23 protein-coding genes and 1 rRNA gene (1 of these 24 cut by a window edge) are annotated in these 16,426 nt (G+C 38.8%); 2 read left to right on the forward strand and 22 right to left on the reverse strand.

Features of this window, described 5'->3' with window-relative positions; all coding sequences use genetic code 11:
* Both MNO09_RS30070 and MNO09_RS30075 read right to left on the reverse strand, forming a co-directional pair.
* A 16S ribosomal RNA gene (locus MNO09_RS30070) occupies positions 1-611 on the reverse strand; it reaches 941 nt to the left of the window's first position.
* A gap of 225 nt (positions 612-836) precedes the next feature.
* On the reverse strand, positions 837-1,055 hold the full coding sequence (locus MNO09_RS30075) for a hypothetical protein (protein WP_000900298.1): 219 nt from the start codon (positions 1,053-1,055) through the stop codon (positions 837-839).
* A 170-nt stretch (positions 1,056-1,225) separates the two neighbouring features.
* Here MNO09_RS30075 and pdaB point away from each other — a divergent pair, with 170 nt between their 5' ends.
* Complete coding sequence (pdaB, locus tag MNO09_RS30080) at positions 1,226-1,990, forward strand: polysaccharide deacetylase family sporulation protein PdaB (protein ID WP_000464700.1); 765 nt, start codon at positions 1,226-1,228, stop codon at positions 1,988-1,990.
* A 127-nt stretch (positions 1,991-2,117) separates the two neighbouring features.
* On the opposite strand, the gene kbaA is transcribed toward pdaB, so the two are convergent.
* A complete protein-coding gene (kbaA, locus tag MNO09_RS30085; protein ID WP_001088514.1) occupies positions 2,118-2,729 on the reverse strand; it encodes a KinB signaling pathway activation protein KbaA in 612 nt (203 codons plus the stop codon).
* A gap of 139 nt (positions 2,730-2,868) precedes the next feature.
* Here kbaA and gerD point away from each other — a divergent pair, with 139 nt between their 5' ends.
* Entirely contained in the window at positions 2,869-3,486 is a 618-nt protein-coding gene (gene gerD / locus MNO09_RS30090; protein ID WP_000827524.1) for a spore germination protein GerD, read from the forward strand.
* Between the two features lie 56 nt (positions 3,487-3,542).
* On the opposite strand, the gene salA is transcribed toward gerD, so the two are convergent.
* From salA to rplO, 19 genes are all read right to left on the reverse strand, one after another.
* On the reverse strand, positions 3,543-4,610 hold the full coding sequence (gene salA / locus MNO09_RS30095) for an iron-sulfur carrier protein/transcriptional regulator SalA (protein WP_000256605.1): 1,068 nt from the start codon (positions 4,608-4,610) through the stop codon (positions 3,543-3,545).
* Between the two features lie 143 nt (positions 4,611-4,753).
* Positions 4,754-5,467: an N-acetylmuramoyl-L-alanine amidase CwlD gene (gene cwlD / locus MNO09_RS30100; protein ID WP_000822446.1), complete on the reverse strand. Its 714-nt coding sequence runs from the start codon at positions 5,465-5,467 to the stop codon at positions 4,754-4,756.
* Between the two features lie 66 nt (positions 5,468-5,533).
* Entirely contained in the window at positions 5,534-5,962 is a 429-nt protein-coding gene (locus MNO09_RS30105) for a YbaK family protein (protein ID WP_001101006.1), read from the reverse strand.
* 162 nt (positions 5,963-6,124) lie between these two features.
* Complete coding sequence (rpsI, locus tag MNO09_RS30110; protein WP_000079986.1) at positions 6,125-6,517, reverse strand: 30S ribosomal protein S9; 393 nt, start codon at positions 6,515-6,517, stop codon at positions 6,125-6,127.
* 21 nt (positions 6,518-6,538) lie between these two features.
* Positions 6,539-6,976: a 50S ribosomal protein L13 gene (gene rplM, locus MNO09_RS30115; protein WP_001260795.1), complete on the reverse strand. Its 438-nt coding sequence runs from the start codon at positions 6,974-6,976 to the stop codon at positions 6,539-6,541.
* Between the two features lie 152 nt (positions 6,977-7,128).
* Positions 7,129-7,872, reverse strand: coding sequence for a tRNA pseudouridine(38-40) synthase TruA (gene truA, locus MNO09_RS30120; protein ID WP_002096935.1), 744 nt, complete (start codon positions 7,870-7,872; stop codon positions 7,129-7,131).
* Positions 7,873-7,886: 14 nt separating this feature from the next.
* A complete protein-coding gene (locus MNO09_RS30125; RefSeq protein ID WP_001186519.1) occupies positions 7,887-8,681 on the reverse strand; it encodes an energy-coupling factor transporter transmembrane component T family protein in 795 nt (264 codons plus the stop codon).
* Positions 8,669-9,550 carry an energy-coupling factor ABC transporter ATP-binding protein gene (locus MNO09_RS30130; RefSeq protein ID WP_000406519.1) on the reverse strand — a complete coding sequence of 294 codons (882 nt, stop codon included), beginning with the start codon at positions 9,548-9,550 and terminating at the stop codon, positions 8,669-8,671. The genes MNO09_RS30125 and MNO09_RS30130 overlap by 13 nt, the downstream gene beginning before the upstream one ends.
* Entirely contained in the window at positions 9,526-10,368 is an 843-nt protein-coding gene (locus MNO09_RS30135; protein WP_000711780.1) for an energy-coupling factor ABC transporter ATP-binding protein, read from the reverse strand. The genes MNO09_RS30130 and MNO09_RS30135 overlap by 25 nt, the downstream gene beginning before the upstream one ends.
* Positions 10,369-10,471: 103 nt before the next feature.
* The gene (rplQ, locus tag MNO09_RS30140; RefSeq protein ID WP_000331490.1) at positions 10,472-10,834 is read right to left on the reverse strand and encodes a 50S ribosomal protein L17; all 363 of its coding nucleotides are present in this window, start codon (positions 10,832-10,834) and stop codon (positions 10,472-10,474) included.
* Between the two features lie 35 nt (positions 10,835-10,869).
* Positions 10,870-11,814, reverse strand: coding sequence for a DNA-directed RNA polymerase subunit alpha (locus tag MNO09_RS30145; RefSeq protein WP_000569644.1), 945 nt, complete (start codon positions 11,812-11,814; stop codon positions 10,870-10,872).
* 180 nt (positions 11,815-11,994) lie between these two features.
* Positions 11,995-12,384 carry a 30S ribosomal protein S11 gene (gene rpsK, locus MNO09_RS30150; protein WP_000101797.1) on the reverse strand — a complete coding sequence of 130 codons (390 nt, stop codon included), beginning with the start codon at positions 12,382-12,384 and terminating at the stop codon, positions 11,995-11,997.
* Between the two features lie 24 nt (positions 12,385-12,408).
* The gene (rpsM, locus tag MNO09_RS30155) at positions 12,409-12,774 is read right to left on the reverse strand and encodes a 30S ribosomal protein S13 (RefSeq protein ID WP_000090790.1); all 366 of its coding nucleotides are present in this window, start codon (positions 12,772-12,774) and stop codon (positions 12,409-12,411) included.
* Between the two features lie 21 nt (positions 12,775-12,795).
* Positions 12,796-12,909 carry a 50S ribosomal protein L36 gene (rpmJ, locus tag MNO09_RS30160; RefSeq protein ID WP_000868344.1) on the reverse strand — a complete coding sequence of 38 codons (114 nt, stop codon included), beginning with the start codon at positions 12,907-12,909 and terminating at the stop codon, positions 12,796-12,798.
* 35 nt (positions 12,910-12,944) lie between these two features.
* Positions 12,945-13,163: a translation initiation factor IF-1 gene (gene infA, locus MNO09_RS30165; protein ID WP_001029884.1), complete on the reverse strand. Its 219-nt coding sequence runs from the start codon at positions 13,161-13,163 to the stop codon at positions 12,945-12,947.
* Positions 13,164-13,231: 68 nt separating this feature from the next.
* On the reverse strand, positions 13,232-13,978 hold the full coding sequence (gene map, locus MNO09_RS30170; RefSeq protein WP_000582542.1) for a type I methionyl aminopeptidase: 747 nt from the start codon (positions 13,976-13,978) through the stop codon (positions 13,232-13,234).
* A complete protein-coding gene (locus MNO09_RS30175) occupies positions 13,978-14,628 on the reverse strand; it encodes an adenylate kinase (protein ID WP_001048998.1) in 651 nt (216 codons plus the stop codon). The genes map and MNO09_RS30175 overlap by 1 nt, the downstream gene beginning before the upstream one ends.
* A gap of 56 nt (positions 14,629-14,684) precedes the next feature.
* On the reverse strand, positions 14,685-15,986 hold the full coding sequence (gene secY / locus MNO09_RS30180) for a preprotein translocase subunit SecY (RefSeq protein WP_000490119.1): 1,302 nt from the start codon (positions 15,984-15,986) through the stop codon (positions 14,685-14,687).
* Complete coding sequence (gene rplO, locus MNO09_RS30185) at positions 15,986-16,426, reverse strand: 50S ribosomal protein L15 (RefSeq protein ID WP_000766083.1); 441 nt, start codon at positions 16,424-16,426, stop codon at positions 15,986-15,988. Before rplO ends, secY begins: the two co-directional genes overlap by 1 nt.

Raw genomic sequence — 16,426 nt, forward strand, 5'->3', positions numbered from 1 at the left:
TCAGACTTAAGAAACCACCTGCGCGCGCTTTACGCCCAATAATTCCGGATAACGCTTGCCACCTACGTATTACCGCGGCTGCTGGCACGTAGTTAGCCGTGGCTTTCTGGTTAGGTACCGTCAAGGTGCCAGCTTATTCAACTAGCACTTGTTCTTCCCTAACAACAGAGTTTTACGACCCGAAAGCCTTCATCACTCACGCGGCGTTGCTCCGTCAGACTTTCGTCCATTGCGGAAGATTCCCTACTGCTGCCTCCCGTAGGAGTCTGGGCCGTGTCTCAGTCCCAGTGTGGCCGATCACCCTCTCAGGTCGGCTACGCATCGTTGCCTTGGTGAGCCGTTACCTCACCAACTAGCTAATGCGACGCGGGTCCATCCATAAGTGACAGCCGAAGCCGCCTTTCAATTTCGAACCATGCAGTTCAAAATATTATCCGGTATTAGCCCCGGTTTCCCGGAGTTATCCCAGTCTTATGGGCAGGTTACCCACGTGTTACTCACCCGTCCGCCGCTAACTTCTTGAGAGCAAGCTCTCAATCCATTCGCTCGACTTGCATGTATTAGGCACGCCGCCAGCGTTCATCCTGAGCCAGGATCAAACTCTCCAATAAAGTTAGTTTGTCTAGCATCTAAAAATAAAAATTGACGTTTCACGTTGTTTGTTTCGTTCAGTTTTCAAAGAACTACTTGGTCGCTCATTTGCGACTTCCTTATGTTAACATCTTCATTTTTCAATGTCAACTAAGTTTTTTAATTTCTTTTTTATCGTCTTCTGCGTTTCCGCATCAGCGACGGTTATTAATTTATCATATAACAACCATTAACGTCAACACTTTTTAATAAAAAGTTCTTTTCCTTACATAACGCATACATTCTTCTGCATTAGCGACTCTTCGAAACAAACAAAAAATGATTTTATATCTTTCTTCCATCGCCTTTTTTACAACGTCATGAATACGTTCATCTTCAAAATCAAATAAAAGTTCTTCTAACTCTCTCTTCAATATGTATTCCATTTCTTTTTTCTCTTCTTTCGTTAACATAAACCCAAGCAAATCATCACCTCAATCATTTCTTACAAAGCAATAAACTTTCCGCTCATTTTCACTTATCAAAATCCTATCATTCATTATATCCACTGCTTACGATATTAATCCTTTGTTCTCTTTTTAATATATAAAGCATATATGTAACTGAAAAGGATTGGACAAAGGGGCGTAATATTATGTTTTTCTTTTTTATTACGAGTAAACGAGCTTTTAAACACATTAGCTTAATAGTGATACTTTCCTTATTTACAGCATGGCTTCTCTTTTTGAAAACATATTCACATGAATCTGCTTTTTCAACAGCGACAGGACCTAAAGTTATTTACAAAGGAGACACCTCTAAAAAACAAGTTGCATTCACATTTGATATTAGTTGGGGAGACAAAAAAGCAATTCCAATCCTTGATACACTTAAAGAAAGAGACATTAAGAATGCAACCTTCTTCGTTTCTGCTGCATGGGCAGAAAGACACCCTGATGTTGTTGAACGCATCATAAAAGATGGACATGAAATCGGTAGTATGGGCTATAATTACACGTCCTACACTTCTCTAGAGACAAATGAAATACGAAGAGATCTTTTACGAGCACAAGATGTTTTTACAAAACTTGGTGTGAAACAAGTCAAACTATTACGTCCACCTAGTGGAGACTTTAACAAAGCAACACTTAAAATAGCAGAATCACTCGGATACACCATCGTCCATTGGAGTAATAACTCAAACGACTGGAAAAACCCAGGTGTAAACAATATCGTTTCCAATGTCTCTACTAATTTAAAAGGTGGAGATATCGTCTTATTACATGCATCCGATTCTGCCCTTCAAACAAATAAAGCTTTACCACTGCTTCTGCAAAAATTAAAGAGTGACGGATATGAGCAAATATCGGTATCACAACTTATTTCTAACACAAGTACAAAAAGTAAAGATGTAAGGTAATTCTTTCCCCTCGTGCCTTCACACATAAAAAGCTCTACTACCTATCATTAAGGTAGTAGAGCTTTTTTCATCCCGATATTTATATTCGTACAACCACCCTGCATAAAAACTCAAAAATCTCTCTTACTTAAGCCGACTTACTCGCCTTTCCAATTAAACGATGTAATATAAGTAACTGATATGCATTACATAATAAAAGTGGTATCACCATTAAATACAACCAATCTGTATCATTAATACGAAGCGCTGGTACCCACTCAAGAATTGTTACAACAACCATAAAGAACAAAGCGGGCACAAATGCCTTTCTATTCGTTTCTTTACTTTTTATGTAAGCAACAATCGCCCCAAACACAAATAATACACCTGCAACAAGTATGTTATTCCCTAACGAAACTTCCCCATTTGCAATCAATACGGATCTTAAATACACGAAATCAAATAAAACGAATGCAATAAAGAAGAGCTGAACTGCATTCCATAAAGAAGGTGACCTGAACATCCCCAGTCCAAAACGATGGATTGTTAAATAGGCAAAGAACCCCATTTGACTTATAACACTAAAAATAAATCCTACACCCATCAACCAGAAGGAAACTGCTAAAATTTCCTTTCCGTCGAAATTTTGAAAAAATTTAACGTACTTGTCCCACTCCAAAACAAATCCAATAATGACCGTGCTAATCCCACCAAGAAACAACGTCGTAAAAAACAGTCGTACCCACTTGCGGCTATTCACAACACATCCCCCATTATCCTTATATTTCTAATTAAATTGTATCAATGACAATTTCAAAAAGCTAGCCATGTTCATGTATAAATTCCTTAAAGATATTTATATTAAAAAGAGAGAACTGTGTTGAAAGGAGTTCCAACTTATGAAACGGATGCTGCTCGTTTTGACTTCTTCTTTTCTATTTCTTGTACTTGTAGCATGTGCACAAGGAAAAGAAGCAAAGTCCGAACTTGATTATGACCAAACGAAGAAAATGATTGTTGATATTTTAAAAACCGATCAAGGTAAGAAAGCCATTCAAGATGTGTTAACTGATGAAAAAATGAAACAAGCACTCATACTAGATGAAACAGTAGTAAAGAAAACGATTGAAGATGCAATGGTATCCGACAAAGGGCAACAATTCTGGGAAAAGCTCTTTAAAGACCCTGAGTTCTCATCGAAATTCGCTAAAAGTATGGGAAAAGAACAAACAACCTTAATGAAAACATTACTAAAAGACCCTGAATACCAAGCAGGCGTTATAGAAATTATGAAAAACCCTGAAGTAGAAAAAATGATGTTACAAACAATGAAGAGCAAAGAATACCGCCAATATTTACAACAAGTACTAACAGAAACTGCTGAAAGCCCACTCTTCCAAGCTAAGATGATTGATATTATTAGTAAAGGTGTACAAAAGGCCGAAAAAAGTGGATCTGATAAAAAAGAAGCAGGCGGTGAAAGTGGTTCCCAAGACGATAAAAAGGAGCAACAGTAAAAATAATAATTATAATAATGAGTGGACAATATATGTATCGTCCACTCATTATTATTTTATTTTTGCGCGACAGCTATTTTATCAATTACTGTCTCAGCTATCGTACGATAAATAAGACCCGTCGTATGTGTATCTTCATATACTGAAGGCGCAAAGTCATCTTTATTCCAATCAGGTTGTTGAAGCGGGATTCGGCCAAGTACTTCTGTTTGAAGTTCTGTAGCTAATTTATCTCCTCCACCTCTTCCAAACACATATTCTTTTTCACCAGTTGTTTTACTTTCAAAATACGCCATATTTTCAACAACACCAAGAATACTATGTTCTGTACGTAAAGCCATGGCTCCAGCACGCGCTGCCACAAATGCCGCTGTTGGATGTGGCGTTGTTACAATAATCTCTTTACAAGCTGGCAACATTGAATGTAAGTCTAGCGCAACATCACCTGTACCCGGTGGTAAATCTAAAACTAAATAGTCTAAATCGCCCCACTCTACTTCTGTAAAGAAGTGATTTAACATTTTCCCAAGCATAGGGCCTCTCCAAATAACCGGTGCATTATCTTCTACAAAGAATCCCATTGAAATTACCTTTACACCTAGACGCTCCACTGGAATGATTCTATCTCCTCTTACAACAGGACGTTTTTCTATCCCCATCATATCCGGTACGCTAAAACCATAAATATCAGCATCAATGATACCAACCTTTTTACCTAGACGAGCTAAAGCAATAGCAAGGTTAACAGAAACTGTTGATTTTCCGACTCCACCTTTTCCACTCGCCACTGCTAAAAATGTTGTTTTTGAATTTGGTGACAATAAAGATTCATTTTGCTCTTCTTCCTGTTCCGGTGCAAACTGAGCTAATTCCTCTTCTGTAAATTCTGCAAAGCGAAGCCCTACTGTTGCTGCTCCTAGTTCTTTTACTAACTTTACAATTCCAGATTGCAATTGCATTTGTTCCGCTGTACCAGTTTTTACGATTGCAATTTTAACACTTACATGTTCCTTCTCAGGCTTAACTGTTACCTCTTTAATTGCACCTGTTTCTTTTAACGTTTTATGTAAAAACGGATCTACAATCCCTTCTAACGCTTCCACTACTTGCTCTTTCGTTACCATAGTTAGCCCAGCCCCCTGTATGAAAAATAACGTAATGTTAATTAAATGTATCTCTCTTTATTTTTGAAATAAATGCGTTTACATTTCCAGTATAACATATTTTCGGAAAACTTCGTTAACGAGAGAAATTCAAAAAATCCTCCTTATTCTGGAGGATTCCCTTTTTCCGTGAAATAACGTAATATACCACGATATACTGCAGCCGCTACCTTTTGCTGATATTTCTCCGAATTTAACATATACCTTTCGTTTACATTCGATAAAAAGCCAGCTTCAATTAAAGCACCTGGTGTTTTCGCATACTTTAATAAATACACATGAGAAATTGTTTTAGCAGAACGATTCGTATTCTCTAAACTCGTTCTCAATTCAGCTTGTATAAATTTCGCAGCACGTTCATTTTCAACCGAAGAACGGTAGTAGAACGTTTGTGCGCCTTTCGATCCACTGCTAGTTAAAGCATTTAAATGAATACTCGCAAAAAAGTCTACATCAGGCTTATTAATAATCTCTACACGCTTTTTTAAATCCTCTGCTTTACGTCTACTATATGATTTTGTATCTTTCTGAGCTAAATCATAATCTCCCTCACGTGTTAAAATAACTAGTGCACCTTGTTCTTGTAAATAATCTTGTACCTTCTTTGTAATCTCAAGCGTAATATCTTTTTCTATAATATCTTTTCCACCAACAGCCCCTCCGTCTGGCCCACCATGCCCAGCATCCAATACAATCACTTTCCCCGATAAGGGTAAATTCCAAGCTCGCCACGATTTTGTAATTTGAAATTCTTGTTTAACTAAAAAAAACAAAACAACCGCAGCGAGTGCAAAAGAGATAATTCGAATTCTCTTCATACCTTTCCTCCTCCAGCTAGTCCCTCTAATTACTTATATGGGACAAGAGGAAAGTTTATGCTTGTCTTAATGAAGCTTTAATCGATATCTTCTTTCACCTTTTTCATACCCTTCCTGCCACCATAAGCCGATAAACTGCTGGCAAGATTCAAAAAGTAATTCCTCATCTTGTAACTTAATTTCCCGCATAGTCATGCTCGTTAAAAATTGAAATAGTGTTTCCGTTAATTGTTGCTCTTCTTCTAAGGCTCTATATTTCACATCAAAGAATGATTCACCATAATAACCAAACTTACTGTATCTCGCTCCTAATAAATACGATTCTATCCCTAATTCAATACAGTAATCTTCATACTGACGATGAAGTTCCTGCATCTGAAAGGCATCCCTAATATTTGAACGTAATGTTTTTAATGATAATTCTCGCAGCATCTTCCGTTCATATTTCAACTGCTTTTCTTTTTGTTTTTCTTGTAAGCTGACAATGACATTCATAGCACTTATAAACCTCCCTAATACGTATTAGTCTAAACTTCTAAAGAAGAAGCATACGCGAGAGAATAGCACTAAAATATTCCAAACTACAAAAATTAAAAAAGAGGAATGAAACATAAAAAAACCCCAACCAAAATGGTTGGGGTTTGTAGTTCGCAAAAATTAACGTTTTGAGAACTGAGGTGCACGACGTGCGCCTTTAAGACCGTATTTTTTACGCTCTTTCATACGTGCGTCACGAGTTAATAGACCTGCACGTTTTAGTGTTAGACGGTATTCTGGATCAGCTTTTAATAAAGCGCGAGAAATACCGTGACGAATAGCACCAGCTTGACCAGTGTATCCACCACCATTTACGTTTACAAGTACATCGTAGTTACCTAAAGTTTCTGTTGCAACTAGAGGTTGTTTCACTACTTCACGTAATGCAGCAAATGGGATATAGTTTTCAAAATCACGACCGTTAATGATAACGCGTCCTTCGCCTGGAACTAGGCGTACGCGCGCTACTGAACTCTTACGACGTCCAGTGCCATAGTATTGAACCTGTGCCAAAGTAAGCCCTCCTTTAATTGATTATCCGCGAAGTTCGTAAACTTCTGGTTTTTGTGCTTGGTGTGGATGCTCTGCTCCAGCATACACGTTTAATTTCTTAGATACTTGACGTCCTAAACGTCCTTTTGGAAGCATCCCTTTAATTGCAAGCTCTAACATTTGTACAGGGTAGTTTGTACGCATTTCTAGAGCTGTTCTTTGTTTAAGTCCACCTGGGTGGTTAGTGTGACGGTAGTAAATTTTATCGTTTAATTTATTACCTGTTAAATGAATTTTTTCAGCGTTAATAATAATTACATGATCACCCGTGTCAACGTGTGGTGTAAATGTAGGTTTGTTTTTACCGCGTAAAATAGATGCTACTTCAGTAGATAGGCGACCTAAAGTTTGACCTTCAGCATCAACCACATACCATTTACGCTCAACTTCGTTAGCTTTTGCCATAAAAGTCGTACGCATGTGTTTCCCTCCTCGTTATCTTTTCCATAGAAAAAATCTATTGTTTATCTTAAACACGATTTCCTTCCGGGGCTAATCGTGGTTTTAGAAACAATACCATATGTTATGATATACTTTTGAGTTTCTAATGTCAAGCAAATGTTACACCAGGATTAGTTGTTATAGTTTACCTGCCATAAGTAAAGTCCATGACCTGGAGCCATCTTTCCAGCAAACTGACGATTTTGTTTCGCTAAAATCTCTGGAATGCTATCAGGATCAAGCTTTCCTTGCCCTACGCTAAGTAACGTACCAACAATAATTCTGACCATATTATATAAAAATCCATTACCTACAAAACGAAAAATTAATTCATCGCCTTGCTCAATTAACTCAATTTCATAAATCGTTCGCACTTTATCTTTTTTGTCAGTTTTTGCCGAACAAAAAGAAGTGAAATCATGCGTTCCAATAAAATAAGGAATCGCTTTTCTTATAGAGCTTATTTCGAGCGGATATGGATATTGATATACGTAATTTCTACGGAATACATCCGCAGTCTTTGATAATAATACACGATAACGATATTCTTTTCTCTCGACACCGTAACGCGCATGAAATTCTTCTGTTTTTTTCTCTACCTGTCTGATAACAATATCATCTGGCAACATTGTGTTTAATGCATTACTCCATTGCCACTCTTCAAGAGACAACGGTGTATCAAAGTGTATGACTTGTCCTTTAGCGTGAACGGTAGAATCCGTTCTGCCCGATGCCTGAACACGAACAAGTTCTCCTTTATGCAATTTCTGCAAAGCTTTCTCAATCTCTTGTTGAACAGTACGATGCTGCGGCTGAATTTGATAACCACAAAAATGCATGCCATCATATGCAACCGTACATTTTATTCTATCCATTTCTCTATTCTCCATTACGATCGCACCCATGCCAAAATACAAGCTAAACAAAGTAAGCTTATAATCGTTACTGTATCGCTTGTTTTCCAGCGTAGTTGCCTAAATTTAGTACGTCCTTCGCCATTTTGATACCCACGTGCTTCCATAGCAATTGCTAAGTCCTCAGCACGCTTAAAAGCACTGATAAATAGAGGAACGAGTAGTGAGATAATAGCTTTTATCCTATCTTTTATCGGTCCTCCTGCGAAATCAATACCACGTGAAGCTTGTGCCTTCATTATTTTACTTGTTTCATCCATTAATGTCGGAATAAAACGAAGAGAAATTGACATCATTAATGCGATTTCATGAACAGGAACTTTTATACGTTTCAACGGCTTTAATAACGTCTCCAAGCCATCTGTAATCTCAATAGGTGTCGTCGTTAACGTTAATAATGTCGTCATTAAAATAATAACGAAGAATCGTATAGAAATGTATATCCCTTGCTCTAATCCTTTTTCATGTATCGAAAACCAACCAAGCTGGAATAGTACTTCCCCTTCTTTATTTGTAAAAATATGCAGGAAAAATGTAAAAAGAAAAATCCATAGAATTGGTTTTAAGCCCGAAAGTACATAACGAATCGGCACTTTTGCAAAAAATAAAGCAATGAGTGCATATAAAAATAAAAATCCATATGAAATCGCATTATTTGCTAAGAAAACAACAAATACATATAAAAAGACAATCAGCAGCTTCGTACGTGGATCAAGTTGATGAATAAGAGACTTCCCTGGAATATATCTTCCAATAATCAACTGCTGCATGATTCATGACCACCTTTTCGTAACACCTGCACAACTTCATGAGTAAGATCCTCTAAAGATAAGGTAGCCTTTGGGATTGAAATGCCAAACTTCTCTTCAATTGCACGTTTATACTTTAAAGACATAGGAAGATCCACGCCAATTTTCTCTAGTTCATCAGCATGTGAAAATACTTCCTCTGCACTTCCTTGCAAAAAGACCGTTCCTTTATGCATGACTACAATCTGCTCCGCATACTTAGCAGCATCCTCCATATTATGTGTTACTAGGATAACCGTAAGACCTTTTTCCTTATGCAGCTTATAAAACATCTCCATAAGTTCATTCTGCCCTTTTGGATCTAATCCTGCTGTAGGTTCATCTAATACAAGCACTTCGGGTTCCATCGCCAATACACCCGCTATCGCAACACGCCTCATTTGCCCACCACTTAACTCAAACGGTGAACGTGTTAACAGTTCTGGCTCTAACCCTACAAGTTCAATTGCCTCTCTTGCCTTTTGCTTCGCTTCTTCTACAGATACCCCAAAATTAGTAGGGCCGAAACAAATATCCTTCTCCACAGTCTCTTCAAACAACTGATGTTCTGGGAATTGAAAGACAACCCCTACCTTTTTACGTAGTGGCTTTAGCTTTTTTTCTTTCTTTCCTGCCGAAATGAAATGTTCACCAATTTGAACTGTGCCATTCGTCGGCTGCAATAAACCATTTAAATGTTGAATCATCGTCGACTTACCTGAACCAGTATGACCGATAATGGCATAATAGCCCCCACTTGGAAACGACACGTCTACATCATAAAGTGCGCGTCTTTCAAATGGAGTTTTATATTGATAACGATGTTCTACTTTTTGGAATGTAATCTCCAAAGTTCGTTCACCAAGCTTTCCATTGTAAGATGCGTATTTTGCAAGAGAATTTCATTTCTTTTTAATAATTCTGCTATTTTCACTGAAAATGGTACATCTAATCCAATTTCTTGGAGCATATGAGAGGACTTGAATATTTGCTTTGGAGTCCCTTCCTCTAATATTTCTCCCTTATTTAAAATAATGACACGGTCTGATTGCGCCGCTTCTTCTAAATCGTGCGTAATTGATAACACGGTAATACCTTTTTGATTAACAAGTTGTCTAACCGTTTCTACTACTTCACGTCTCCCTTGAGGATCTAGCATTGACGTTGCTTCATCTAATATCAAAATAGATGGCTGAAGTGCTAAAACGCCTGCTATTGCCACTCGCTGCTTTTGCCCACCAGATAACGAATGAGGTTCATCATTAAGAAAATCTTCCATACGGACAAGTTTGAGGGCCTGATCTAATCTTTCTACCATTTTCTCTCTTGGCATTCCGATATTCTCTAAGCCAAAAACAACGTCGTCTTGCACTGTCGTTCCAACAAATTGATTGTCTGGATTTTGAAATACCATCCCAATTTGTTTTCGAACATCCCATACCGTTTCCTCTGATAAAACCATTGTATCATTTACTGTAATAGTCCCTGCTTCCGGCAAAAACAAACCATTCAATAATTTTGCAAGTGTAGACTTCCCTGAACCGTTTTGTCCAATAACAGATACCCATTCTCCCTCATACAAGGAAAATGAAACATCTTTTAATGCATAAGTGGCTGCCCCAGGATATTGAAATGATATATTCTCTGTCCGAAGTTTCTCTTTTTTCAATACAAGGCACCCTTTCCTTCGCCAAGTTAGCCTATTTTTATATTTAAAAAAAAGGGCCATGACCAGTTTCTTGAAAAGAACTGTCCTGCCCTTTTAATTATCATTATACTAACTCGATAATTACCATTGGTGCTGCGTCTCCGCGACGTGGACCAATTTTTGCAATACGAGTGTATCCGCCTTGGCGCTCAGCATAGCGTGGAGCTACATCAGCGAATAATTTTTGAAGTGCATCTTGACCAGTCTCAGCGTTAGCTACTTCATTGCGAATGAAAGCTGCTGCTTGACGACGAGCGTGAAGATCTCCGCGTTTACCTAAAGTGATCATTTTTTCCACTACAGAACGAAGTTCTTTTGCACGAGTTTCTGTCGTTTGGATGCGCTCGTTGATAATTAAATCAGTAGCTAAATCACGTAACATAGCTTTACGTTGCGCACTTGTACGGCCTAATTTTCTGTATGCCATTCGTAGTTCCCTCCTTTGTTGATGGGTTTAAATCCTCAGTCGTCTTTACGTAAACCTAAACCTAATTCCTCAAGTTTATGTTTAACTTCTTCTAAGGATTTACGTCCTAAGTTACGAACTTTCATCATATCTTCTTCTGTTTTGTTCGCAAGCTCTTGTACAGTATTAATTCCTGCACGTTTTAGGCAATTATAAGAACGAACAGAAAGATCTAGTTCTTCGATAGTCATCTCAAGAACTTTCTCTTTTTGATCTTCTTCCTTCTCGACCATAATCTCAGCATTTTGTGCTTCATCAGTTAAACCAACAAAGATATTTAAATGCTCAGTTAAGATTTTGGCACCTAAAGAGATAGCTTCTTTTGGCCCGATGCTTCCATCCGTCCATACATCAAGCGTAAGCTTATCATAATTAGCCACTTGTCCGACACGTGTCTTTTCCACTTGGTAAGTCACACGTGATACTGGAGTATAAATAGAATCAATAGGAATTACTCCTATTGGTTGATCTTCGCTTTTATTTGCATCAGCTGGCGTATACCCACGGCCACGCTTTGCAGTTAAACGCATGCGGAAATGCGCATTTTTTGCTAACGTTGCAATGTGTAAATCTGGATTTAAGATTTCTACATCACTATCGTGAGTAATATCAGCAGCTGTGACAATACCTTCGCCCTGCACATCAATTTCCAACGTCTTCTCTTCTTCAGAGTAGATTTTAAGAGCTAACTTTTTCAAGTTTAAGATGATCGTCGTAACGTCTTCTACTACGCCCTCAACTGTTGAAAATTCATGTAATACGCCATCGATTTGGATAGCAGTAACAGCGGCACCAGGGAGTGAGGATAAAAGAATACGACGTAAGGAGTTACCCAAAGTAGTACCATATCCACGCTCAAGCGGTTCAATTACGAATTTACCATATTTAGCATCTTCGTTAAGTTCAACCGTTTCGATTTTCGGCTTTTCGATTTCAATCATTAACTAAACCCTCCTTCAAAACGTCGAAACCCCGGTTAAACAAAGGGATACCCCCTGTCTAACCGAAAGTCCCCCTTAGGCAGTTCCCGATTGTGCACAACAAGCGATGTTTCTGTACGAAATTTCTCGATAATGCATCATATCCATTATAGACAAAAGGGAAAATTCTATACAGAAAAATTACACACGACGACGTTTTGGTGGACGACATCCATTATGAGGAACTGGAGTAACATCTCTAATTGCTGTTACTTCTAGACCTGCAGCTTGAAGAGCACGAATTGCAGCTTCACGACCAGCACCAGGACCTTTAACAGTAACCTCTAAAGTTTTTAAACCGTGCTCCATTGCAACTTTAGCAGCAGCTTCAGCAGCCATTTGCGCAGCGAATGGAGTAGACTTACGAGATCCACGGAAACCAAGTGCACCAGCACTAGACCAAGAAAGTGCGTTACCATGAGTATCTGTAAGTGTTACGATTGTGTTGTTGAAAGTAGAACGAATATGAGCTATACCAGCTTCAATATTCTTTTTCACACGTTTTTTACGAGTGTTTGTTTTACGTGCCATTGTTAGTTCAACCTCCTTTACTTATTATTTCTTTTTATTTGCTACTGTACGACGTGGACCTTTACGTGTACGAGCATTGTTTTTAGAGTTTTGACCACGAACTGGTAAACCACGACGGTGACGAAGACCACGGTAAGAACCGATCTCCATTAGACGTTTAATGTTAAGAGATACTTCACGACGAAGGTCTCCCTCAACTTTAATACGATCGATGATATCACGGATACGTCCTAGTTCGTCTTCCGTTAAATCACGAACTCGTGTTTCTGAAGAAATACCAGCTTCAGTTAGAATTTTTTCAGCAGTTGTGCGACCAATGCCGAATACGTAAGTTAAAGAAATAACAACGCGTTTGTCTCGAGGAATATCTACACCTGCGATACGTGCCATTCTGAATGCACCTCCTTCTGATTAACCTTGTTTTTGTTTATGTTTAGGGTTTTCACAAATAACCATTACTTTTCCACGTCTACGAATAACTTTACATTTTTCGCAGATTGGTTTAACTGACGGTCTTACTTTCATGTCTCGAACCTCCTTAAAGATTACGGAGTGCTATATTATTTAAAACGGTACGTAATACGACCACGATTTAAATCGTACGGAGATAATTCTACCGTAACTTTGTCTCCTGGTAAAATACGAATGAAGTTCATACGGATTTTACCAGAAACGTGAGCCAATACGACATGCCCATTCTCTAATTCTACTTTGAACATAGCATTTGGCAACGTTTCAAGAACGGTACCTTCGACTTCAATTACATCATCTTTAGCCATTCAATAGTTCTCCCTTCTTCAAATCAGTAACATTTTACACTGCTCTGAAATCCCGGAGAGCCAGCTACTTATAAAGTGGTAAGGATTTCGTATCCTGCTTCTGTAAGAGCAATCGTGTGCTCAAAGTGTGCACACCATTTACCATCTACCGTTACCACTGTCCAGTCATCAGATAGTGTTTTTACATATCGTCTTCCTTGATTCACCATCGGCTCAACACAGATGACCATTCCCGGCTTTAATCTAGGGCCTCTATTTGGTGGACCATAGTGCGGGATTTGAGGGTCCTCATGTAAGTCTTGCCCGATTCCGTGACCAACATACTCCCTAACGATCGAGAACCCATTCTCTTCAGCATGGGTTTGGACCGCATGTGAGATATTTGATAATCTTTCGCCTGGTTTTACTTGTTCTAGACCAAGATACAACGATTTTTCTGTGACATCAAGTAGCTTTTGAACAGATTCAGAAATGTTTCCAACTGGATACGTCCATGCAGAATCTCCATGGTACCCATTGTATTTCGCACCAATATCGATACTGATGATATCGCCCTCTTCGAGCTTGCGCTTCCCTGGAATTCCGTGTACAAGCTCTTCATTTACAGAAGCACATATGCTCCCCGGAAATCCGTTGTATCCTTTAAAAGATGGCGTAGCACCATATTTTCGAATCGTCTTTTCCGCTATTTGATCGAGCTCTTTCGTTGTAATTCCTGGAGTAATATGCTGTTTCAACTCTTGATGAGTTAAAGCAACGATCCTGCCAGCTTCTCGCATGATTTCTATCTCGCGAGGAGTTTTGCAGATGATCATTACGCTAAGCCTCCGATGAGAACATCGATATCAGCAAATACTTTATTGATATCTTGCTCACCATTAATGCTTTGTAAGTAACCAAGCTCCTCGTAGAAATCAAGCAAAGGTTTTGTTTGCTTAATATTTACATCTAAACGATTTGCCACAGTTTCTTCATTGTCATCAGAGCGTTGATATAATTCGCCACCACATTTATCGCACACATCAGCTTTTGCTGGTGGATTGAATTCTAAGTGGTAAGTCGCACCGCACTCTTTACAAATGCGACGGCCTGTAAGGCGTGTTAATAACAACCCTGAATCCACATTAATGTTTAAAACATAGTCGATTTTTTTACCAAGATCTTTCATAATCTCTTCAAGAGCTGATGCTTGTGCAACAGTTCGTGGGAAACCGTCTAGTAAGAAACCTCTTACGCAGTCTTCTTGACTTAAACGTTCACGAACGATTCCGATTGTAACTTCATCTGGAACAAGTGCACCTTTATCAATAAAAGATTTTGCTTGTAGACCCATTTCAGTTTCAGCCTTCATAGCTGCACGGAACATATCTCCTGTTGAAATGTGAGGGATGTTATACTTGGCAACAATCTGTTCGGCTTGTGTACCTTTACCAGCACCAGGAAGCCCCATTAAAATTAAGTTCATCCTTGTTCCCCCTCAGAGTACATGAGCATGTAGGGAAGATAATTCTTCCCACTTACTCATTGCTTGATAAACCCTTTGTAATGGCGTTTTACCAGTTGGCTTTCTAGCTGCTTCATTGTTTCTAAAGCAACGCCGACAACGATTAACATACTCGTTCCACCAATCTGTGCAGATGGAGGAAGATTTCCCAATTTCGTAAAGATAACTGGTAAGATTGCAATCGCTGCTAGGAAAATTGATCCTACAAAGGTCAAACGATACAAGATTTTTGTTAGATATTGTTCCGTATTCTTACCCGGACGAATACCTGGAACATATCCACCTTGTTTGTTTAGATTCTCTGACATTTGCTCTGGATTAACCTGAACAAACGCATAGAAATATGTGAAGGCTACAATGAGCGCAACATATATGATCATTCCCACTGGGTGAGAATAGTTAAAGTTTGCAATGATCCACTGCGATACATCATGATTCGGGAAGAACTGTGCAATAGTTGGAGGCGTAATTAAGAATGAAACAGCAAAAATGACTGGAATAACACCCGCACTATTTACCTTAAGCGGTAAATGTGTGTTTTGTGCTCCAGCATGATTCCCATTCCCTCCTGTTACACGCTTCGCATATTGAATTGGGATCTTTCTAACAGCCTGTTGAATGAAAATAACACCAACAATAACCGCTAGCACAGCTAGTAAGATCAATGCAACTTTAACGATACTCATGAACAATTGATCTCCGATATTTTGAAACTGTTGTTGATACACTTGAGATATAACACTTGGGATCGCTGCGGCAATACCGCCAAAGATCAGGATGGAAATACCATTACCTACACCTTTAGCTGTAATCTGTTCACCTAACCACATTAAAAATGCAGTACCAGCAGTCAGTACCGTAGCAATGTATAAATAAGTGCTCCAACCAGGATTCAAAATTAATTGCCCACCTACCATACCGTTAAAACCGATTGACATACCAAACCCCTGAATAAACGCAAGAACAATTGTAAAGTAACGCGTGAATTGCGTTAGTTTACGACGGCCCATTTCACCTTGCTTCGACCATTCCGAAAATTTAGGAACAACATCCATCTGCAATAATTGCACGATGATGGATGCTGTAATATACGGCATGATTCCCATCGCGAAGATGGAGAAGTTTTTCAAGGCGCCACCGCCAAATGTATTTAGGATACCTAAGGCATTTAATTGATCTTGTGCTTTCAGTACGTCTCCATTTGTAAATGGCACTGGGATAAACGTGCCAATTCTGAATACGATTAACATCGCTAAAGTGAATAATATTTTACGTCTTATCTCAGCAACGCGCATAAAGTTGGAGATTGTACGAAACATTAGATCACCTCAACTGATCCGCCAGCTGCTTCAATTGCTTCTTTAGCACTTGAAGAGAACTTGTGCGCTTTAACAGTTAATTTTTTCTCTACTGCGCCGCTTGCAAGAATTTTAACACCGTCGTTTAACTTGCTGATAACGCCAGTTTCCAGCAATAATTCAGGTGTTACTTCTGTACCATCTTCAAAACGATTTAACGTTGATAAGTTTACAATAGTAAACTCTTTACGGTTAATGTTTGTGAAGCCGCGTTTTGGTAAACGACGGAATAATGGAGTTTGACCACCTTCGAAGCCAAGACGAACACCGCCACCAGAACGTGCGTTTTGTCCTTTATGACCTTTACCAGCAGTTTTACCGTTACCAGAACCGATACCACGACCGACACGGTTACGTACTTTACGAGAACCTTCTGCAGGTTTTAATTCATGAAGTTTCAT

This window comes from Bacillus sp. N5-665, assembly GCF_022637375.2.
Taxonomy (GTDB): Bacteria; Bacillota; Bacilli; order Bacillales; family Bacillaceae_G; genus Bacillus_A; species Bacillus_A wiedmannii.